This is a genomic window from Flavobacterium sp. Leaf82 (genome assembly GCF_001422725.1).
Taxonomy (GTDB): Bacteria; Bacteroidota; Bacteroidia; order Flavobacteriales; family Flavobacteriaceae; genus Flavobacterium.
Genome location: NZ_LMMA01000034.1, coordinates 117513 through 138075, shown reverse-complemented (window position 1 = coordinate 138075; position 20563 = coordinate 117513). Strand labels below are relative to the sequence as shown.

General features: G+C 33.0%; 18 protein-coding genes. 10 read left to right on the top strand and 8 right to left on the bottom strand.

Annotated elements, in window-relative coordinates; all coding sequences use genetic code 11:
• Window positions 1-2 precede the first annotated feature (2 nt).
• A complete protein-coding gene (locus tag ASF10_RS20290; RefSeq protein ID WP_056253367.1) occupies window positions 3-410 on the bottom strand; it encodes a hypothetical protein in 408 nt (135 codons plus the stop codon).
• A 174-nt stretch (window positions 411-584) separates the two neighbouring features.
• Between ASF10_RS20290 and ASF10_RS20285 the strand changes: the two genes are divergently transcribed.
• Window positions 585-1016 carry a hypothetical protein gene (locus tag ASF10_RS20285; RefSeq protein WP_056253795.1) on the top strand — a complete coding sequence of 144 codons (432 nt, stop codon included), beginning with the start codon at window positions 585-587 and terminating at the stop codon, window positions 1014-1016.
• A gap of 125 nt (window positions 1017-1141) precedes the next feature.
• Here the strand turns inward: ASF10_RS20285 and ASF10_RS20280 are convergent, their stop codons facing one another.
• Both ASF10_RS20280 and ASF10_RS20275 read right to left on the bottom strand, forming a co-directional pair.
• A complete protein-coding gene (locus ASF10_RS20280) occupies window positions 1142-2398 on the bottom strand; it encodes a mechanosensitive ion channel family protein (protein WP_056253365.1) in 1257 nt (418 codons plus the stop codon).
• Window positions 2391-2678: a DUF3817 domain-containing protein gene (locus ASF10_RS20275; protein WP_056253362.1), complete on the bottom strand. Its 288-nt coding sequence runs from the start codon at window positions 2676-2678 to the stop codon at window positions 2391-2393. Before ASF10_RS20275 ends, ASF10_RS20280 begins: the two co-directional genes overlap by 8 nt.
• 104 nt (window positions 2679-2782) lie before the next feature.
• On the opposite strand from ASF10_RS20275, the gene ASF10_RS20270 reads away from it, so the two are divergent.
• The 5 genes from ASF10_RS20270 (at window position 2783) to ASF10_RS20250 (ending at window position 8709) form a co-directional block, all read left to right on the top strand.
• A complete protein-coding gene (locus ASF10_RS20270; RefSeq protein WP_056253361.1) occupies window positions 2783-3316 on the top strand; it encodes a DUF6155 family protein in 534 nt (177 codons plus the stop codon).
• Window positions 3317-3424: 108 nt separating this feature from the next.
• Complete coding sequence (locus tag ASF10_RS20265; RefSeq protein WP_056253358.1) at window positions 3425-4969, top strand: DEAD/DEAH box helicase; 1545 nt, start codon at window positions 3425-3427, stop codon at window positions 4967-4969.
• A 416-nt stretch (window positions 4970-5385) separates the two neighbouring features.
• Complete coding sequence (locus tag ASF10_RS20260; RefSeq protein ID WP_056253355.1) at window positions 5386-6720, top strand: DEAD/DEAH box helicase; 1335 nt, start codon at window positions 5386-5388, stop codon at window positions 6718-6720.
• A gap of 82 nt (window positions 6721-6802) precedes the next feature.
• Complete coding sequence (locus tag ASF10_RS20255) at window positions 6803-7327, top strand: GNAT family N-acetyltransferase (RefSeq protein ID WP_056253353.1); 525 nt, start codon at window positions 6803-6805, stop codon at window positions 7325-7327.
• 122 nt (window positions 7328-7449) lie between these two features.
• Window positions 7450-8709, top strand: a complete 1260-nt coding sequence (locus tag ASF10_RS20250; RefSeq protein WP_056253350.1) for an NAD(P)/FAD-dependent oxidoreductase — start codon at window positions 7450-7452, stop codon at window positions 8707-8709.
• A gap of 256 nt (window positions 8710-8965) precedes the next feature.
• Here ASF10_RS20250 and ASF10_RS20245 read toward each other — a convergent pair whose 3' ends face one another.
• Window positions 8966-10195 (bottom strand): multidrug effflux MFS transporter, encoded by a 1230-nt coding sequence (locus ASF10_RS20245; RefSeq protein WP_056253347.1) that lies wholly within the window; start codon window positions 10193-10195, stop codon window positions 8966-8968.
• 151 nt (window positions 10196-10346) lie between these two features.
• Between ASF10_RS20245 and ASF10_RS20240 the strand changes: the two genes are divergently transcribed.
• The 4 genes from ASF10_RS20240 (at window position 10347) to ASF10_RS20225 (ending at window position 14109) form a co-directional block, all read left to right on the top strand.
• Entirely contained in the window at window positions 10347-10766 is a 420-nt protein-coding gene (locus tag ASF10_RS20240; protein ID WP_056253344.1) for a hypothetical protein, read from the top strand.
• Between the two features lie 100 nt (window positions 10767-10866).
• Window positions 10867-11244 (top strand): hypothetical protein, encoded by a 378-nt coding sequence (locus tag ASF10_RS20235; protein WP_056253792.1) that lies wholly within the window; start codon window positions 10867-10869, stop codon window positions 11242-11244.
• Window positions 11245-11593: 349 nt separating this feature from the next.
• Window positions 11594-13510: a DUF294 nucleotidyltransferase-like domain-containing protein gene (locus tag ASF10_RS20230; RefSeq protein ID WP_056253342.1), complete on the top strand. Its 1917-nt coding sequence runs from the start codon at window positions 11594-11596 to the stop codon at window positions 13508-13510.
• Between the two features lie 2 nt (window positions 13511-13512).
• Entirely contained in the window at window positions 13513-14109 is a 597-nt protein-coding gene (locus tag ASF10_RS20225; protein ID WP_056253340.1) for a PolC-type DNA polymerase III, read from the top strand.
• A 204-nt stretch (window positions 14110-14313) separates the two neighbouring features.
• On the opposite strand, the gene acs is transcribed toward ASF10_RS20225, so the two are convergent.
• The 4 genes from acs to ilvB form a co-directional block, all read right to left on the bottom strand.
• Window positions 14314-16224, bottom strand: a complete 1911-nt coding sequence (acs, locus tag ASF10_RS20220) for an acetate--CoA ligase (RefSeq protein ID WP_056253337.1) — start codon at window positions 16222-16224, stop codon at window positions 14314-14316.
• A gap of 494 nt (window positions 16225-16718) precedes the next feature.
• Complete coding sequence (gene ilvC / locus ASF10_RS20215; RefSeq protein ID WP_056253334.1) at window positions 16719-18188, bottom strand: ketol-acid reductoisomerase; 1470 nt, start codon at window positions 18186-18188, stop codon at window positions 16719-16721.
• Between the two features lie 66 nt (window positions 18189-18254).
• On the bottom strand, window positions 18255-18776 hold the full coding sequence (ilvN, locus tag ASF10_RS20210; RefSeq protein ID WP_056253331.1) for an acetolactate synthase small subunit: 522 nt from the start codon (window positions 18774-18776) through the stop codon (window positions 18255-18257).
• A 91-nt stretch (window positions 18777-18867) separates the two neighbouring features.
• Window positions 18868-20556: a biosynthetic-type acetolactate synthase large subunit gene (gene ilvB / locus ASF10_RS20205; RefSeq protein WP_056253329.1), complete on the bottom strand. Its 1689-nt coding sequence runs from the start codon at window positions 20554-20556 to the stop codon at window positions 18868-18870.
• Window positions 20557-20563 lie beyond the last annotated feature (7 nt).

Sequence of the window (20563 nt, the reverse complement as noted above, 5' to 3'; positions counted from 1 at the left end):
ATCTAGTTCAAATCCTTTTCAACTTCAAACAATTGAACCTGACTTTTCAATCTTTCAACCAACAAATTCATCATTCGTTTGTTTAAACTGGAAGAATTCTGGATATAAGTATCATATTCTTCAATGGTAAAAAGTGCCATGATAATTCCTTTAAGAGAATTTCTAAACTTAATATCTTTCTGAATAGAATTTTCTATGGTTTGCAATTTCTTTTCTACAGTATAGGAATAAAAATCGGCTTTATTTTTATTTACGTAGTTAATGAAAACTGCTATAAATAAATCATTTTGAAGTTTTAAAATGGGCCTAATAGTCTGGTTTTGAAATAACTCATCTGGCGAAGATTGAGCACTTACAGTTCCTAAAGTCTCTCCTCTAAATTCTCTTAAAAAAGCATCTCTATCTTCCATGTTTTTTCTTTAAATTTAGAAAAAATTATAATGCGAAAATTAGTTTAACCTTATGAATTATAAATAAAGTTTCACCATATAAGTTATATAAGATATTATAAGTTGATCTAAAATTAAGCGTAAAGCTTTAAATGAACTTACATCACTTATATGGTAAAAAGAAAAACCCTTTCTATGAATATAAAATCTTCATTGTTTTCAGTTTTAATCATAATCTTAATTGTTTCCTGCAATTCTAAAGACAAAAAAAGCGAATACAATCATATTGTATATCATGCCGTAAATGGCAAAGACACTGCAATTTTAGCCATAAATATTAACGACAAACGCTTTTACGGACGTTATGAAAGATCTTATTATCAACAAGGTAAAGATTCCGGAGATGTAAGAGGCGATATAAAAGGAGATACTTTAAGAGGTGATTTTCATTTTATATCAAACGGAGGAAGCTGGAAAAGAATCCCGCTGGCTTTACTGAAAAAAGATAACAAATTATTTTTAGGAAGCGGGGTAATAGGCATATACTTTAATCTTCCGTGTTTTATGCCCGGAACTCCAATAGAATATCACAACTCAAAGTTTGTTTTTGAAGAGATTAAAAAATAGTTTTTAGTCTCAGTCTCAGTTTTCAGTTTAACTGTAACTCCAAAACTGAGATTAAAAAATAGTTTTCAGTCTCAGTCTCGTTTTTCAGTTTAACTGTGACTGAAAACTGAGACTGAGACTGAGAACTAACTTAAAGGTCCAATCGTCGACGGCAATTCGAATATTTCAAGATCAAAATAAATAACCGAAGCCATTACATGATCAAAAATATCTGACATAATATATTCGTAATTCGCCCAGCGTTTATCGCTCGAAAAAGCATAAATCTCTAACGGAACACCATGTGCAGTCGATTGTAACTGACGGCACATAATATGCATATCTTTGTTTAATCCGGGATGATCCAGAAGATATTGCATAATATATTTTCTAAACAATCCTAAATTGGTCATATTTCGACCATTTAATGACAATGATTTATCGATACCGCGCAAATCATTGTATTTTTCAATTTCAGATTGTCTGGTTTCGATATAAGTGTTAATAAGCTGTACACGTTTCATATGATTGAGATCATCATTATTAAGGAAACGAATACTGCTGCTTTTTATTAAAATATGTCTTTTTATACGTCTTCCGTCAGATTTTTGCATCCCGCGCCAGTTCTGAAAAGAGTCTGAACTCAGCGCATAAGTTGGAATCGTGGTAATCGTATTATCAAAATTTCGAACCTTTACCGTAGTCAGGTTTATTTCGATTACATCACCATCTGCTCCAAATTTATCCATCGTAATCCAGTCACCAATACGAACCATGTCATTAATGGCAACCTGAACACTTGAAACAAATCCTAAAATAGTATCCCTGAAAATCAAGATAATAATTGCCGAAAGCGTTCCTAAAATCGTTAATAATTCTCCTTTTTTGATTCCGAATAACGTCGAAATAATCATCGCAACGCCAAAAATCCAAAGAACAATCATAATTACCTGAACAAAACTATCGATAGGTTTATCGCTGTATTCCGGTTTTTGTTTTAGATAATCTCTTAAAGCATTAAAAATAGTTCTGATGATCCATAAACTGATCAAAACGATATAAATACCCACTATTTTTCCAAAAAGAGATTCCCAATATTCGTATTTATCCAGAATAATAGGAACAGCTTTATAAACAAAGAAAAATGGAATTAAATATGCCGTGTATTTTGTGGTTTTGTTGTGAATTAAGTAATCATCAAACTTAGTTTTAGTTTTTTGCGCAAAAATGGCGGTTAAGGTTACTAAAACAAATTTTGCTACATAATATATGGCAAATGCCAAAATTACCATGATTACAATATTAAGGACAAGGCTAATATAAGACGCAAAGTTGCGGCTCATTCCCCAATCCCTAAAAAGCGGATATAAAAAGTTAAATATTTTATCCAAAGGTTTATGCATTATTTTCCAGATATTTTTTCTCGATATAGAAAGTTCCAAAAGGAATAAGGGAAGCAATCAGGATGATTCCGAAAGTTTTAAGGTCCCAATTTTGAGATTTTCTAAGTAAAACTGCTAATATTATGTACCCAATAAACAAAACCCCGTGCGTCATTCCTAACGGACGTAATATTGTATGATATAATTCAGGATTACTGTTTTTGATAATCAACATATTAGCGAATAACACCAAATAAGAGATTCCTTCTAAAATTGCGGTAACTTTGAAAATCTTGAGCATGTATCTGTTTTTTAAGTTTTATACAAGCAAAATTAAGTATTAGGATTGGTTTTTGCGGTATGAATCAATAAAGTAATTTACTTTTGTAACCTTAAACTTTGATAATGAGTAAACGCGATTTAAAAAAATATTTGGGCGAATTGACCAAGGAACAACTCGAAGAACAAATTATTGAGTTGTATGAAAAATTTAGTCCCGTAAAAGTCTATTATGATTTTGTTTTTAATCCTAAAGAAGATAAACTTTTGCAGGAATCGAAAGTAAAAATATCGCATGAATACTTTCCTGTAAAGAAACCCAATGCAAAATGGCGTCCAAAAGCCAAAATGCGACGTTCTGTTGCTCAAAAAATCATCAAACATTTTATAATGATTGGCGTTGATCCTTTTGTAATTGCAGATTTGATGCTTTATAATATCGAAATTGCACAAACCTATTCGTCCAATAATTTTATTAAACAGGAATTATTTTACAAAAGCATTCTTAATTCATTTGAGCAAGCTGTAAATTTTGTAATTTCTAATGGAATTTTGCTGGAATTTAAGGAACGTATTTTTGCCATTCAACAAGAAACTATTCAACAAAAATGGAAAAACAAGTACGAATTTGAGGCAATTTCAGACAAAATAGACTTATAAAGGCTTTTCTCATAAAAAATCTTATTTAAAAAAATCATTTATTTTACGTTAAAATAAGATGAATAACTGTTTTTTAGGTGTATTTTTGCAAAAATCCAAAAATAAACAATGTCTCAAAACACTTTAGAAATAGAAAGAGAAGAGAAAAAAGAACTTTATGCATACCAAAAAGGCGATATCGATGCCATTTTTGAACGTTTAGACAATGCTCCTTCCAAACATCATTTATTATATCAATTGCCAACAGGTGGGGGAAAAACAGTTATTTTCTCTGAAATCGTTCGTCGTTATTTAGCTAATAATGATAAAAAAGTGGTGGTTTTAACGCATCGTATCGAGCTTTGTAAACAAACATCGAAGATGCTAAAAGGTTTTGGTGTTTCTAATAAAATCATTAACAGTAAAGTAAAAGAATTACCGGACCAAAACGAATATTCGTGTTTTGTGGCCATGGTTGAGACTTTAAAAAACCGTATCAATGACGAAAAATTGCACCTTGATAATATTGGTTTGGTTATTATCGATGAGGCACATTACAATTCATTCAGAAAATTATTAAACTCATTCAAAAATGCTTTTATTCTTGGAGTAACAGCAACGCCTTTGAGTTCGAATATAAAATTACCAATGCACCAGAGTTATGATGAACTTATTGTGGGAGACACCATTAGTTCATTAATCGACAAAGGATTCCTTGCACGTGCAACAACCTATAGTTATGATGTGGGATTAACATCACTAAAAGTTGGTATTAACGGAGATTATACCGTAAAATCATCAGACGATTTATATACGAATACCATCATGCAGGAAAAACTTTTGCATGCGTATACAGAACGTTCGTTAGGTAAAAAAACTCTGATTTTCAACAACGGTATTCATACTTCATTATATGTATATGAAACTTTTAGAGAAGCCGGTTACGACATTAGACACCTTGATAATACAAGCAGTTCAGAGGAACGTAAGGATATTTTGGCATGGTTCAAAAAGACTCCGGACGCAATTTTAACCTCTGTAGGAATCTTAACTACAGGTTTTGATGAACCTACAGTTGAAACTATTATCTTAAACAGAGCAACAAAATCACTAACATTATACTACCAGATGATTGGTCGTGGATCTCGTAAATTACCCGGTAAAGACGAGTTTACAGTGATCGATTTAGGTAATAATGCAGCACGTTTTGGTTTATGGAGCGAGCCGGTAAACTGGCAGCATATCTTTAAATCACCAGAATTTTATCTGGAAAATCTACGTGATGATACTGAAATCGAATTGTATTTTAAATACAGCATGCCTCCGGAATTACGTGCTAAATTTGCAAAAACTGCTGATGTTACTTTTGATGTTGATGAAGAACATAAACTAATCATCAAACAAAATTTACGTTCAAAAGTAGTACTGGACAAATCATTAGAGCAACACGCCGCAATGTGTGTTGATAATACCGAGACTTTGCAAGAAGCAAAATCATTAGGAAAAGAACTTGATGATGATATCGAATGTCGTATCAAACGTTACGCAAAATGTTTGAGCCAATGCAGTAAAAACTACCGTGAATGGCTGGTTGACGATTATAAACTAAAATTAGTCTTATTAATAGGTAAAAAATATCGTGAGAAAATCATGAACGAACCTGACGAAGAATAAAAAATTTGTTTCAGGTTTAAGGTTTCAAGTTTCAGGTTGTCACGCTGAGCGATCCCGATAGCTATCGGGAGAAGCGCTATCCAGTTGGAATTTTAAAATCATTGGAATTTTTAGGAGCTATTTCCTGCTGTCCGCTAAATCTTTTCCCGGCTAAAGAAGCCAGAAAAAGGATACCGCTGCCATCAGGGCTAAGGCTTTAGATTTCATAAGGAATAATAATTATAAAGTTATGTCACCAAAATAAAGGAGAAATCACACTAGTATTACACAAAGTTTGTCGAATATTGGATGTGATTTCTCCTTCGTCGAAATGACAAAAAAATAAAAGAACTGAAGGTTCTAAAAAATCATTTTAATCTGAGTAATCTGCGGCAGAAATCTAAAATCTAAAATCAGAACTCTACAATAAAAAAACAATGTCTAAACAATTCTCATCATTAGGAATTTCAGCACCAATTTTAAAAGCATTAAGCGAATTGAATATTATTGAACCAACAGAAATTCAGCAAAAAACAATTCCGTTACTTTTATCTGAAAGTCATGATGTTGTAGGTTTAGCCAAAACCGGAACAGGTAAAACAGCCGCTTTCGGATTACCATTATTACAATTAATCAATACAGAATCGTCTATTGTTCAGGCTGTAATTTTGGTTCCCACCAGAGAACTTGGACAACAAATCTTTAGAAATTTAGAAGATTTTGGAAAACACATTCCAAACATTTCTATTGCTTCAACATGTGGCGGAATCCCAATAAAACCACAAATCGAGCGTTTATCGCAACCTACACATATAGTAGTTGCAACACCGGGACGTTTGATTGATTTGATTCAGCGCAAAGCAATTGATTTAAAACAAGCAGAATATTTAGTATTAGACGAAGCCGATGAAATGGTTTCGATCCTGAAAGAAAGCTTAGACGAAATCGTAGCTGAACTGCCTAAAAAACACAGAACTTTATTATTCTCAGCAACTTTGCCGGGAACGATCAAACAATTGATTCAGAATTACTTAAATAAAAACGTAGTTCAGGTTAGCGCCAATATGGAAACTGTTGGTAACCAAGGAATTGATCACGAATATATTGTAGTTGATCCTATCGAAAAATTAGATGTATTAATGCATTTCCTGAATTCAAGAGACGGAGAACGCGGAATCATTTTCTGTAAAACCAAAGCTGCAGTAAATAAACTGGCTAAAAACTTAGCGATCAATCGTTTTTCTTCAGGCGCATTACATGGAAGTTTATCACAAGGAATTCGTGACAGAATCATGGAGCAATTTCGTGAAGGTCATATCAATATTCTGGTAGCAACAGATTTAGCAGCAAGAGGAATCGATGTAAAAGAGATCTCTTATGTAGTCAACTATCATTTACCGGATACCTACGAAAACTACGTTCACAGAAGCGGTAGAACGGCAAGGGCAGGAGCAAAGGGACTTTCCCTGACGGTTTTACAAGAAGAAGAAACAGCTGAAATTCCGGAATTCGAAAAAGAATTGGGGATTAAGTTTACGCAGTTCCAAAAACCTTCTGTAGTAAGTCTGGAAGAAAACAATACTCTTTTATGGGCAAAACAAATCTTTAAAACAAAACCTAATCACGATATCTCAACGGATTTAAAAACGAAAGTAAAAACAGTTTTTCACCACCTTACAAAAGACGAATTAATAGAAAAATTGTTAGCCAATTACGTTCTTCAAAACAAAGTTGAAGTAACCGAAAAGCCTGTTAAAAAATTCAAAAAGTAACATTTCAGTTCATTGGTTTCATAGTTTCTGTTGTATTTTTATAAGGTATTCCAAACCTTAAAAACACAACAGAAAGTTACTTATGGAAACTATTGAAATAAAAAGAATAACACTACAAGAAATCGATCAATTGAAAGAAATTGGTCGAAAAACTTTTCATGAAACCTTCTCAGAATCAAATTCTGAAGAAAACATGCAAAAATATCTTGATGAAAAATTTTCCAGCGAAAAACTAACAGAAGAACTTAAAAATACTGATTCTGAATTTTATTTTGCTACGCTTGAAAATAACGTAATTGGTTATTTAAAAGTAAACTTTGGCGAATCTCAAACCGAATTAAAAGACGATAAAGCGCTGGAAATTGAGCGAATTTATGTTTCGAAAGAATTTCACGGAAAAAAAGTTGGACAATTGCTTTACGATAAAGCAATAGAAATTGCCCAACAAAAAAACAAAGACTATGTATGGTTAGGTGTTTGGGAAGAAAATCTACGAGCAGTACGTTTTTATACAAAAAATGGTTTTAGAGAATTTGATAAACACATTTTTAAGTTAGGAAATGAGGAGCAAACAGATCTTATGATGAAACTTAAATTGACGCATTAATTCTGTAACAATTTTAAAAGAAAACTCACATTGGGTTTTGTATCTTGAAATTATAATGTTAAATTTATACAACTGCTAAGGCAGAATCGTTTTACTCATGAACCCTACTTAATAAATAATATATGAACATAGTCATCATAGGAGGTGGTTTTGCAGGACTAAATCTCGCAAAAGAGCTTGTAAACCAACCTCAAATACAAGTAACACTTGTAGACAAAAACAATTATAATTTCTTTCCACCACTTATATATCAGGTTGCTACAGCGTTTTTAGAACCATCAAGTATTAGTTATCCTTTTAGAAAATTCTTTGCAGGCAAAAAAAATCTTCAGTTTCGTTTAGGCGAATTAATTTCTGTAGTTCCTGCCGAAAATAAAATAGTCCTTAATAACGGCGAGTTGTCCTATGATCATTTGGTTTTTGCAACCGGAGCCGAAACAAGCTATTTTGGTATGGAAAACGTAATGAAAAACGCTATCCCGATGAAAACCTTAAATGATGCCATCGAAATGCGTAATACATTGCTTAAAAACCTGGAGAAAGCAGCAATTACAAAAGACATACGCAAACGTCGTAAATTATTAACGATTGTTGTTGCCGGAGGTGGCCCAACAGGAGTAGAGGTTTCAGGAATGTTTGCAGAAATGCGTAAAAACATACTTTTAAAAGAATATCCGGAGTTAGAAACATCTGCCAGCAACGTGTATCTGGTCGATGGGGGAGACGCACTTCTTGCGCCAATGAGCAAAGCTTCGCAAGAAGATACTCTGGACGCTATTACAAAACTGGGCGTTGTCGTAAAACTTAACAGCCGCGTTACAGATTATATAGATGATACCGTATATTTTGAAAACGGAGAAACAATCAAAACCAAAAATCTAATTTGGGCTGCGGGAGTTTCGGCTAAAATATTTGAAGGAATCCCAACAGAAAGTTATGGCCGCGGCAGACGTATGGCAACAGATCAGTACAATAAAGTAAATGGTCTTACGAATGTGTATGCAATTGGTGACACAGCAATTTTGGCCGGAGATAAAAATTTCCCTGACGGACATCCACAAGTGGCTCAGGTTGCGATTCAGCAAGGATTGAATTTGGCTAAAAACTTTAAAGCATTAGTTCACAACAAACCTTTAAAACCATTTATGTATAATGACAGAGGTTCTATGGCAATCATTGGTAAAAATAAAGCTGTAGTTGATTTACCAAGTCCAAAATGGCATTTTAAAGGATTCTTTGCCTGGATTATCTGGTTGTTTATCCACCTGATATCGTTAATTACTTATAGAAACAGATTAAATACATTCTGGAACTGGATGGTCGCTTATTTTGCAAGAGATCAATCGCTGAGAATGATTATCAGACCTGATAAAAGATCTTAAATTGATAAAAAAACAATTCTAAAATCTTCATTCAATTGGATAATAAGATCACAATAAAAAAGCCAGAATTATTAAATTCTGGCTTTTTTATTATTTAAAATATATCTTAGAGCATCAGGGAATACATCACGTTTGTCATTTCGACGCAGGAGAAATCTTCGCAAGTAGCTCGACAAAGAATAATGACATTCTATATATAATTCTAGTGTGATTTCTCCTTCATCGAAATGACAAGATTATGTAAAATTGTTTTTTTTTAATGCCCAACTAAAACATCTTCATTTTCAGAAACTTCAACTTTATTTTTGATAAAACGTTTTCCAATATTTAAAACAATAAAGGCAATAATAGTTGTTACGGTCATAATAAGAACCATTGGTGCAACAGAATTTTTCACAAAAACTCCAACAGCAAACGAAGCTAACGCACCTAAACCAAGCTGAATTGCGCCCATAAGAGCTGAAGCACTTCCTGCATTTTTAGCAAAAGGCGCCATAGTAAGTCCGGCAGTATTGGGATTTGAAATTCCTAAGCATCCTAAAAACAAAAAAAGCATTGCAATTGTTTCATATAATCCTAATAGATTGTTTACAGAAAGGATTAAAAAAACAATACTAATCACAGATTGTATAATTAGTGCCGCAAAAATCATTTGTTCGCTTGAAAATCTCTTTAATAAAACCGAATTTAACTGACTAGATCCAATAAAACTAACGGACATAAATGCAAAAATCCATCCGTACGTTTTAGCGTCTACATGATAAATATCCATAAAAACTATAGGAGAGGCCGCTACATATGTAAATAATCCTGAAAAAGCGATAGAACCTGTAAATGCGTATGTAAAAAACTGAGGTTCTTTAAGGACCTTCAAAAAGTTTGAAATAATAGGTTTTGGCTTTAATGAAATCGAAGTGTCAGGTTTATAACTATTAGGCAAGCCAAGCTGAGCAGCTATTAAAATAGCGATTCCCATACACATCAAAATAAAAAACACCGTGTGCCAGCCATAATCTTCAGTAACGTAACCACCAATTGTTGGCGCCAACATTGGCGAAAGTCCCAAAACCAGCATAAGCAATGAAAAAACTTTAGGAATATCTTTTACAGGAAATAAATCCCTTACCATTGCCACAGAAGCAACTGTCGCAGCACAACTGCCAACAGCCTGAATAAAACGTAAAAGTATAAATGAATCGATATTAGTAACATAAACACAACCCAATGAGGCTAATATATAGACTAATAATCCAATAAATAAAGGTTTCTTGCGTCCAAAACGATCCAGTAACGGTCCGTAAAGTAATTGTCCGGCAGAAATCCCGATAAAATAACTGGATAAACTCATCGAGACTTTCGCAACCGTTGTATGCAAATCCTTAGCTATACCGGAAAACCCGGGCAAGTACATATCGATTGAAAAAGGACCAAGAGCTGTCAAAGAACCTAAAATAAGGATGAGTTTAATGTATTTTTTTGTTGTCATTATCTTAAAAAATTGCTTTTAATTTCGTGCAAAGGTAAATATTTAGTACCTTGTTATGTAATTAAACACCATCTTATAACAACAAAAGAGGGTTTATTTAATATAGAATTGATTTCAAAAGAAATTAATCTTAATTTAAAAACTAAATTTTATGAAAAAATTCACTTTACTATTAGCTCTTATTTTTACAACAATGTCATTTGCTCAGACTATTACAACTAAAATAGAAGATGCGTCGCCAGAGCAATATGCACTTTTACAAAAAGTAAACCAATATTATCCGGACATTACTTTGAACAAATCTGTTACAAATTTCTATGCCGACGGAAAAATTATTGATACACAGCAAGAATTTAATCTTAGTACGTCAAAATTCTCAAGTTATAGAATTGGAATTGAACCGGATAATAAAAAATTATTATTTGAATATGTTTCTGATGAAACCGGAAAAGTTTATGGAGATGTTTCTATTTTTAAAGGAAATGCTTTAAGAACAACTTTCTCAGAAAAAAACAATGAAATAAATGTTGCCTTAAACGGGAAATCTGTTTATTTGAAAAAAATTAAATAAATTAGAATTTATATTCAAAACAAAAGCATTCGCCACGGTGAATGCTTTTTTCGTTTATATTTGGAGCGTATTTATTAAAAAAAGTTTTTTAAAATTTTATATGAGAAAATTTATTCTATTATTGTTGTTGATTTCATTTTCAGCGCATGCACAAACAAATCGATTTACAGGAACCTGGAGCACTGAAAATTGCAAGGATTGCAGCAAAGAATATATTTTTAAATTAAACATCGCACAGTCAAATAATAAAATATTTGGAACCGCAGAGATTATAAGCGACAATGAAAAATTTGTTACGGATGTTATGGAAGTTACCGGATACGTAAATTCATTTGGTGAAAAAGCTCAAATAAATATAAAATCTAAAAATGGCTCTGTAAGCGCAGTTATTTTTACAAATGATCAAGTACTGCAATTCATTAAAAGAGGTGGCGCTGATTTAGTGCCCAAAGAAATAATTCTCACGAAGTTATATTAGTCGAAAAGGATGATTTAATACAAATCACAGCTCAAATAAAAATATACTATTTGAACTATAATTTATATTATGTAAAATAGAATATTTTGGAATCTCCTCCAATACAATCCTGATTCCTGTAAAAAGATTTCCAATAAAACGGCAAACAAATGTTTTTTGAGCTCTCTTCTGCTTAATTTCAAATGTAAATAACAATTTTAAAAGACTAAAAAAACGTTTTTAAAGCCTTGAAAACAGGAAACTTTAGCAATTATTTAAAATAATGACATTCTCATGAAGATGCTTTCATAGTAAGACTTTATTTTATTATTTTTACATTCGATACTTTAAAAAAAATTATCAAAAAATTATGAATACAATTGCTGAGCATATTGCAGATTTTTTAAAAGAATACCCGCCATTTGATAATTTAACTTTTCAGGAATTATCTGATATTGCTACTAATATTCGTGTTATCAATTTAGAGAAACACGCAGTTTTATTTCAAATTAACGATGTGCTTCATGATAGTTTTTATGTTGTAGCTTCTGGTGTCATAAATTTAACTACAATTGCCGATGCCGAAGAAACGATTATAAACAAATGCCATGAAGGCGATATTTTTGGTTTACGTCCGTTTTTTGCTAAAAACAACTATATGATGACAGCAAAAGCGCGTGAAGAAAGTATCATTTATGCTATACCAATAGCAGTTTTCAGACCTTTTGTAGCTAATAATTCAGACGTTTTAAACTTTTTACTGGAGAATTTTGCCATCAATTCAAGACACGCAAAAGACAATGTAAATTCTAACGGAAAACTGATTTCTGACACTGCATTCTATGTAGATCAGCAAACAGAAATGCAATATATTCAATCTCTTGTCTATAATAATTCGCCATTAACTACAGAATCTAACCGTATCGTTAAGGATGTTGCGATTTTGATGACCGAATCAATGGTTGATAACATTGTAATTTGCGAAAAAAATAACCCAATTGGGATTGTAACAAATGCCGATTTATCGTCTAAAATTGCGACCGGACGTTACCCTATTACAGAAACAATTGACAAGATTATGTCTTCGCCGGTTGTTACGGTAATTGAAAATGTTTCATTGGCCGAAGCTCAATTATTAATGCTGAAACACAATGTTACGCATTTATGTGTTACTAAAGATGGTACAAGTAAATCTGCCGTGAAAGGAATTATTTCTGAACACGATTTGATTGTAGCTCAAGCCAGTAACCCTGGCGTTTTAATTAAAGAAATTAAACGTTCACAGCTTCCAAAAGACTTAAAACAAATACGCGATCGTTTGTCTGATCTGATTCAAAACTCAATTCAGAAAAATATTCCAATTTCTCATATTAGTAATATTGCCAGCGAAATTAATCTGGCGATTATAAAACGTGCTGTCGAATTATCTATTTTGGATTTAGGCTCCCCTCCTGCTCGTTTTGCATGGTTAAGCATTGGAAGTCAAGGTCGTAAGGAACAATTATTACTTACAGACCAGGATAGTATACTTATTTTTGAAGATGTTGCGCCAGAGAAATACAGAGAAGTTAAAGATTACTTTTTGAGATTGGCAAAAAGAACAACTGCCATACTTGAAAAAGTTGGTTACGAGTATTGCCCAAACGGACATATGGGAAGTAATATGTTATGGTGTAAATCATTGACAGACTGGACAAAACAATACAACAGCTGGATGAATACTCCAGGTGAAAACAGCAATGATTTAAGTAGTATTTTCTTTGATTATGAAATTGTTTTCGGAGAGCCAAAAATCGAAGAAGTAATAGAAAATGTTATCTTTAAAAATGCCGTTAACAATACCTTATTCTTTGACTTTTTAGGAAATGATGCTTTAAAGAAAAATTCTGCTTTGAGCTTTTTCAAAAAATTCATTTTAGAGGAAGAAGGACCACATAAAACAAAATTTGATATCAAAACCCGCGCATTAATGCCATTAATTGACGCTGCCCGTTTGTTGATTTTAAATTCAAATATAAAAGGAATAAAAAACACTTATTTAAGATTTAAACAACTCGCGATAACAGATTCTAAAAATGCCGAAATATATTTAAGCTGTGCCGAAGCATTTTTAACATTATCAAAATTTAGAACTGTTGAAGGATTAAAAAATGACGATTCGGGACAATACGTCAATATAAGAGAAATGTCTAAAACGGACAAAGAAAAGTTAAAAAATGCCTTAACCCCAATGAAAGACCTTGAGGAACTAATTAAGAGTAAATTTCAACTTACACAATTCTCATAACTATGCTAGACTGGATTAAAAATATCAACAAAGAGTATCCGGATTTCTGGAAAGATTATCTGACTAAATTCGAAACAAAACCCAATAGATTTGTAGTTCTGTCTACAGAAACTTCTGGATTAAATCCTAACAAAGATGTGATTTTATCTCTGGGGGCTTTTTCAGTAGTTGATGACAGCATTATAATAAAAGAAAATTTTGAAGCCGTTTTACTGCAATATAAATTCCTGCAGGATAACGGACTTTCGAATGAGTTTATCATTGAAAGCAAAATGGTCAAAATGCCTGAGCCGGATGCAATTGAAGCATTTGTAAATTTTATAGGTAATTCTATTTTGGTAGGTCATCACATTAATTTTGATATCGAAATGCTAAACGCAGCACTTGAACGCCTGGATTGCGGACGTTTAAAAAACGAAGCATTGGATATTGACATGATGTATCGCAAATTAATGGATATCAACGACAAACAATTTTCGTTAGATGATTTAAGCGAAATATTCAAGATCCCTAAAAGTGACAGAAACTCTTCATCTGAAGACGCTTATAAAATTGCGCTTTTGTTCCTAAAATTAAAATCAAGATTGGGTATTAAATAAATTTTTAAAACCATATAAGTTATATAAGAATATTTAAGTTTTACTTGTCAGACTGAGCGAAGTCAAAGTTTTTTTTTATGGAGAATCACTTTGCGGGACTTCGACTTCGCTCAGTCTGACAAATATTTAATAATACAATTTTAAACATAAAAAAATGCCTCTTAATTTCTTAAGAGGCATTTTTATTTCTATTTATCTTTAGAATTAAGAAATTCTTTCTTTAGTAATTTCTTCTACAACTTCAGGGTTTAACAAAGTCGAAGTATCTCCAAAATTAGAGAAATCTCCTTCGGCTATTTTACGTAAAATTCTACGCATAATTTTTCCTGAACGTGTTTTTGGTAAACCAGATACAAACTGAATTTTATCTAATTTTGCAATTGGTCCAATATGGTCAGAAATGTATTGGTTAATCTCTTTAGACAGGTTCTCTTTATTTCTAACTTCTCCTGTTTCTTTCAGGATTACATAACCATATAATGCATTTCCTTTAATATCATGCGGGAATCCAACAATTGCAGATTCAGCTACTGCCGGATGCTCATTGATCGCATCTTCGATAGGCGCAGTTCCTAAATTATGACCGGAAACAATTACAACATCATCTACTCTACCCGTAATTCTGTAATATCCAACTTCGTCTCTTAAAGCTCCGTCTCCTGTAAAATATTTACCCGGGAAAGCAGAGAAATAAGTGTCTTTGTAACGCTGGTGATCTCCCCAGATTGTTCTGGCGATTCCTGGCCACGGAAATTTAATACATAAACTACCTACAACCTGATTTCCTTCGATCTCATTGCGTTTTTCATCCATTAAAACTGGCTGAATACCCGGTAATGGCAAAGTAGCATAAGTTGGTTTTGTTGGTGTAACAAAAGCAATAGGAGAAATCATGATTCCGCCAGTTTCTGTTTGCCACCACGTATCAACCACAGGACATCTTTTATCTCCTACGTGATCGTTAAACCAGTGCCATGCTTCTTCGTTGATTGGTTCTCCAACAGATCCAATAACTTTAAGTGATTTTAGAGGATATTTTTGAATATAATCTAAGCTTTCTTTTGCTAACGAACGAATTGCTGTAGGCGCTGTATAGAATTGTGTGATTTTATGTTTTTCGATAATATCCCAAAAACGGCTGAAATCCGGATAAGACGGAACTCCTTCAAAAATTACAGTTGTTCCACCGTTTAACAATGGTCCGTATAAAATATAAGAGTGACCTGTAATCCAGCCAATATCAGCAGTACACCAGAAAATATCATTTTCTTCGTGACTAAAAACATTTTTAAAGGTATAAGCTGTGTAAACCATATATCCGGCTGTGGTGTGAACCATTCCTTTTGGTTTTCCTGTTGATCCTGAAGTATATAAAATAAACAAAGGATCTTCGGCATCCATGATTTCAGCAACACTATTGTCTAAAGCTGCATCTAATAAAGGCTGTAAATATTCGTCACGACCTTCTTTCATTTTGATGTTGGTGTTGGTTCTTTTAGCAACCAAAACTTTAGTAACAGATGGGCAGGTTTCTAATGCTTCATCTACGATTCCTTTTAAATCTATGGTTTTATTCCCTCTGTAACCTCCATCTGAAGTAATTACCATTTTACATTCGCAATCATTAATTCTTGCAGAAACTGCCGAAGCTGAAAATCCTGCAAAAATAACAGAGTGAATTGCCCCGATTCTCGCACATGCTAAAACCGAAACTGCCAACTCAGGAATCATTGGTAAATAAATACAAACTCTATCACCTTTACGAACACCCTGCTCACGCAAAACATTCGCCATTTTTGAAACTCTTTCGTATAATTCGTTATACGTTATATGTAAAGCGCTATCAGAAGGATCATTTGGTTCAAAAATAATCGCCGTTTTTTCTCCTCTTTTGCTTAAGTGTCTATCGATGCAATTTTTGGTAATATTAACTTTTGCTTCAGTAAACCATTTCACTTCAGCATCAGCCATATTAAAATCTACTACTTTCTCCCATTGTTGGTACCAGGTAAAATTTTCTTCTGCTATTTTTCCCCAAAATTTCCTTGGTTCCCTTATTGACTTATTGTAATGTTTAAAATATTGTTCTAAATTTTCAATTTTATAATAACTCATATGTTTCTGGAATTTTTTTATAAATGTATTAAATATCAACGTATTCTTAAAATTATTTAATTCATAAATTTTGTCGAAAAAAAACACATATTAAAAAAAATATTGCTTTTTTCTGAATTTACTATAAATTTTTACTTTTTTGAATAAAAAGCTGATGACAAAAAAGGCACGATAAATAAATACCATGCCTTTTGTTTTTAACAATTTCAATAACAATTAATTTTGTAATTCTGTATTACAATGCCGGGTTCTATTTTGAAAATAGCAGCATCTTTATTAATTAAAATGAAACTTCAACAAGTATATCTATTTTACTAAATATACCCCTTCATTAGGGATTAGCTTCACTTAACTTACTTGCTTGCAGAAGTTAAGTGAATGCAATATGCATCTATATCCATTTTTCTTAATAAGTGCTTACTAATTCAAAATATTACTTAGAACAGAGATACAGTGCAAATCCCACATTCGAATGTGTGGTAATTCCCAATTTATTATCCAATTTTTTTCATTGCAGTCATAGATTCTCTCAACCATGCTCCTACTTCTTCGATAGGATGTTGGCGGATTTCTTTGTTTACTGCAATTAAAATAGCATTATCTACTCCGTTTGAAGCCGAGAATGGTTTTCCTATAATGTTAGTTTCAACAGTTTTCATATATTCTGTTAATAACGGTTTGCAGGCATGGTCAAATAAATAACAACCATATTCTGCAGTATCCGAAATAACACGGTTCATTTCAAACAATTTTTTTCTTGCAATTGTGTTAGCAATCAAAGGCAATTCGTGTAATGACTCATAATAAGCAGATTCTTCGATAATTCCTGCTTCTGTCATAGTTTCGAAAGCTAATTCTACTCCGGCTTTAACCATTGCAATCATTAAAACTCCATTGTCAAAATATTCCTGCTCAGAAATTGCAGCATCTGTTGGAGCTGTTTTCTCGAAGTTAGTTTCTCCTGTAGCAGCTCTCCATGTCAATAAGTTTTTATCGTCATTAGCCCAGTCAATCATCATAGTTCTTGAGAATTCTCCTGAAATAATATCATCCTGGTGTTTTTGGAATAACGGACGCATGATGTCTTTTAATTCTTCTGCAATTTCATAAGCTTCAATTTTTGCAGGATTAGACAAACGATCCATCATATTTGTAATACCACCATGTTTCAAAGCTTCTGTGATAGTTTCCCATCCGTATTGAATTAATTTTGAAGCATATGCAGGATCAATTCCTTTTTCTACCATTTTATCAAAACATAAAATAGAGCCAGTTTGCAATAATCCGCAAAGGATTGTTTGCTCACCCATTAAATCTGATTTTACTTCGGCAACAAATGATGATTTCAAAACTCCTGCTTTGTGTCCTCCAGTTGCTACAGCGTAAGCTTTTGCCTGATCTAAACCAAAACTGTTTGGATCATTTTCCGGATGAACTGCGATAAGTGTTGGTACACCAAATCCTCTTTTGTATTCTTCACGAACCTCAGAACCAGGACATTTAGGCGCACACATAATTACTGTAATATCTTTACGAATTTGCATTCCTTCTTCAACAATATTGAAACCGTGAGAGTATGCTAAAGTCGAACCTTGTTTCATTAATGGCATAATGGCGGTAACTACAGCAGTATGTTGTTTATCCGGTGTTAAGTTACAAACCAGATCAGCAGTTGGAATTAATTCTTCGTACGTACCTACTGTAAAACCGTTTTCAGTAGCATTTTTATAAGAAGCTCTTTTTTCAGCAATTGCATCTGCACGTAATGCATATGAAATATCCAAACCAGAATCTCTCATGTTTAAACCTTGATTCAAACCTTGCGCACCACAACCTACAATGACAACTTTTTTTCCTGCTAATGCTGAAATTCCGTCTGCAAATTCTGATTGCTCCATAAATTCGCAAACTCCTAATTGTTCTAATTGTAATCTAAGTGGTAATGTATTGAAATAATTTGCCATTTTCTTTTTTAATATTTAATGAATGTGTAATTTGATAATTGATTAACTAAGTAAACTAAAATGATACTATTTGAATGTTTCTAATAATGTCGAAATCTCCATTTTTTCTTTAGAAACAGATATTCTGCCGGAACGTACAAATTGCATAATGCCGTATGGCTTAAATTTTGCATATAATTCTTCAATTTCTGAACGTCTTCCTGATTTTGAAATCACAAAGAAATCACGCGAAACTGTTACAATCGTAGACTGGCTGTCTTTGATGATATTCTGAATTTGTTTTTCGTCAAACAACAAGCTTGAAGCGATTTTAAATATTGCATTTTCAAGATAAATAGTCTCTTCATCCGTGTGATAAAATGCCTTTATTACTTCGATTTGTTTTTCTATTTGACCTACAATATTCTTAACCCATTTTTCAGTTGTATCTACAACGATAATGAATCTTGAAACATTCTCTATTTCTGATTCTGAAACGTTTAAACTTAGTATGTTAATGTGGCGCTTTAAGAATATTCCTGATATTCTATTCAACAAGCCCACGTTATTTTCTGAATATACCGATATGGTAAATGTTTTATCTTCCATGTTATTTTGTTTAAAGTTTTTCTTGTTTCAGGTTTCATGTTTCAGCGTAAAAACTTGAAACAAATAAAACTTGAAACTTGAAACTCTCTTTTTAGCTTAATCTAATTTCAGAAACACAAGCTCCTGTTGGAATCATTGGGAATACATTATTCTCTTTTTCTACCATAACTTCTAAGAAATAAGAATCTTTTGAAGCCAGCATTTCTGCAACAGCTGCATCGAGATCTTCTCTTTGTGTTACTTTTTTAGATTTAATATAATATCCTTCAGCAATTGCTACAAAATTTGGATTAATCATATTTGTTGAAGCATATCTGTTGTCAAAAAACAATTCCTGCCATTGACGCACCATTCCTAAGAATTCATTGTTTAGAACCACAATTTTTACCGGAACTTTAGTCTGGAAAATAGTTCCTAATTCCTGAATTGTCATCTGGAAACCTCCATCACCAATAATGGCTACAACTTCACGATCCGGTCTTCCCATTTTTGCTCCAATTGCAGCTGGCAAAGCAAATCCCATAGTTCCTAAACCTCCCGAAGTAATATTACTTTTGGTTGAATTAAATTTAGCATAACGGCAAGCAAACATTTGGTGCTGTCCAACATCCGAAACTATAATCGCATCACCTTTTGAGTGTTTATTGATCATTTCCATGGCTTCACCCATAGAAATACCTTTGTTATTTGTTGGGTTTAACTCTTCGTTTATAACTGTTTCTACTTCAATTTTAAGCAATTCCTTGAATTCGTTATGCCATAAATCATGTGATTTTGCATCAATTAAAGGCAATAAAGCATTTAAAGCTTCTTTTACATCGCCTAAAACAGCAACTTCTGTTTTTACGTTTTTATCAATTTCCGCAGGATCAATTTCAAAGTGAATCACTTTTGCCTGTTTTGCATATGTTTTTAGATTTCCTGTAACGCGATCATCAAAACGCATTCCCAACGCAATTAAAACGTCACATTCGTTGGTCAGCATATTTGGACCATAGTTTCCGTGCATTCCTAACATACCAACATTTAAAGGATGATCTGTTGGCAAAGCCGAAAGTCCAAGAATTGTCCATCCTGCCGGAATTCCTGATTTTTCGATTAATGCTTTTAGCTGTTCTTCGGCCTGACCGAGAATAATTCCCTGACCAAAAACGATAAAAGGTTTTTTTGCACTATTGATTAAAGCAGCAGCTTCGGCAACTTTATCTAATTTTAATTTAGGAACTGGTATATAACTTCTAATTGCTGTACATTTTTCATAACTAAATTCGAACTCATCAAACTGAGCATTTTTAGTAATATCGATCAATACAGGTCCCGGACGTCCGGAACGTGCAATATAAAACGCTTTTGCAATGATTTCCGGAATTTCAGATGCTTCTGTAATCTGATAATTCCATTTTGTTACCGGAGTCGAAATCCCGATAATATCTGTTTCCTGAAAAGCATCAGAGCCCAATAAATGTTTTCCAACTTGTCCGGTAATACAAATCATTGGCGTTGAATCGATTTGTGCATCTGCAATTCCGGTAACTAAATTTGTAGCACCCGGTCCAGACGTAGCGATTGCCACTCCTACTTTTCCTGTCGCTCTCGCATATCCCTGCGCAGCATGTGTTGCACCTTGTTCATGACGTACTAAAACGTGGTGTAACTGATCCTGAAATTTATACAATTCGTCGTAAACAGGCATTATGGCTCCTCCCGGATATCCGTAAACCAAATCTACTCCTTCTGCTAATAAACATCTTATAACGGCTTCTGCCCCTGATATTTTCATAGTATAT

Bases quoted from the DNA above. Each gene is read 5' to 3' on its own strand.
- ASF10_RS20290 (WP_056253367.1), bottom strand. From the start codon at position 410: ATGGAAGATAGAGATGCTTTTTTAAGAGAATTTAGAGGAGAGACTTTA.
- ASF10_RS20285 (WP_056253795.1), top strand. From the start codon at position 585: ATGAATATAAAATCTTCATTGTTTTCAGTTTTAATCATAATCTTAATT.
- ASF10_RS20280 (WP_056253365.1), bottom strand. From the start codon at position 2,398: ATGCATAAACCTTTGGATAAAATATTTAACTTTTTATATCCGCTTTTT.
- ASF10_RS20275 (WP_056253362.1), bottom strand. From the start codon at position 2,678: ATGCTCAAGATTTTCAAAGTTACCGCAATTTTAGAAGGAATCTCTTAT.
- ASF10_RS20270 (WP_056253361.1), top strand. From the start codon at position 2,783: ATGAGTAAACGCGATTTAAAAAAATATTTGGGCGAATTGACCAAGGAA.
- ASF10_RS20265 (WP_056253358.1), top strand. From the start codon at position 3,425: ATGTCTCAAAACACTTTAGAAATAGAAAGAGAAGAGAAAAAAGAACTT.
- ASF10_RS20260 (WP_056253355.1), top strand. From the start codon at position 5,386: ATGTCTAAACAATTCTCATCATTAGGAATTTCAGCACCAATTTTAAAA.
- ASF10_RS20255 (WP_056253353.1), top strand. From the start codon at position 6,803: ATGGAAACTATTGAAATAAAAAGAATAACACTACAAGAAATCGATCAA.
- ASF10_RS20250 (WP_056253350.1), top strand. From the start codon at position 7,450: ATGAACATAGTCATCATAGGAGGTGGTTTTGCAGGACTAAATCTCGCA.
- ASF10_RS20245 (WP_056253347.1), bottom strand. From the start codon at position 10,195: ATGACAACAAAAAAATACATTAAACTCATCCTTATTTTAGGTTCTTTG.
- ASF10_RS20240 (WP_056253344.1), top strand. From the start codon at position 10,347: ATGAAAAAATTCACTTTACTATTAGCTCTTATTTTTACAACAATGTCA.
- ASF10_RS20235 (WP_056253792.1), top strand. From the start codon at position 10,867: ATGAGAAAATTTATTCTATTATTGTTGTTGATTTCATTTTCAGCGCAT.
- ASF10_RS20230 (WP_056253342.1), top strand. From the start codon at position 11,594: ATGAATACAATTGCTGAGCATATTGCAGATTTTTTAAAAGAATACCCG.
- ASF10_RS20225 (WP_056253340.1), top strand. From the start codon at position 13,513: ATGCTAGACTGGATTAAAAATATCAACAAAGAGTATCCGGATTTCTGG.
- acs (WP_056253337.1), bottom strand. From the start codon at position 16,224: ATGAGTTATTATAAAATTGAAAATTTAGAACAATATTTTAAACATTAC.
- ilvC (WP_056253334.1), bottom strand. From the start codon at position 18,188: ATGGCAAATTATTTCAATACATTACCACTTAGATTACAATTAGAACAA.
- ilvN (WP_056253331.1), bottom strand. From the start codon at position 18,776: ATGGAAGATAAAACATTTACCATATCGGTATATTCAGAAAATAACGTG.
- ilvB (WP_056253329.1), bottom strand. From the start codon at position 20,556: ATGAAAATATCAGGGGCAGAAGCCGTTATAAGATGTTTATTAGCAGAA.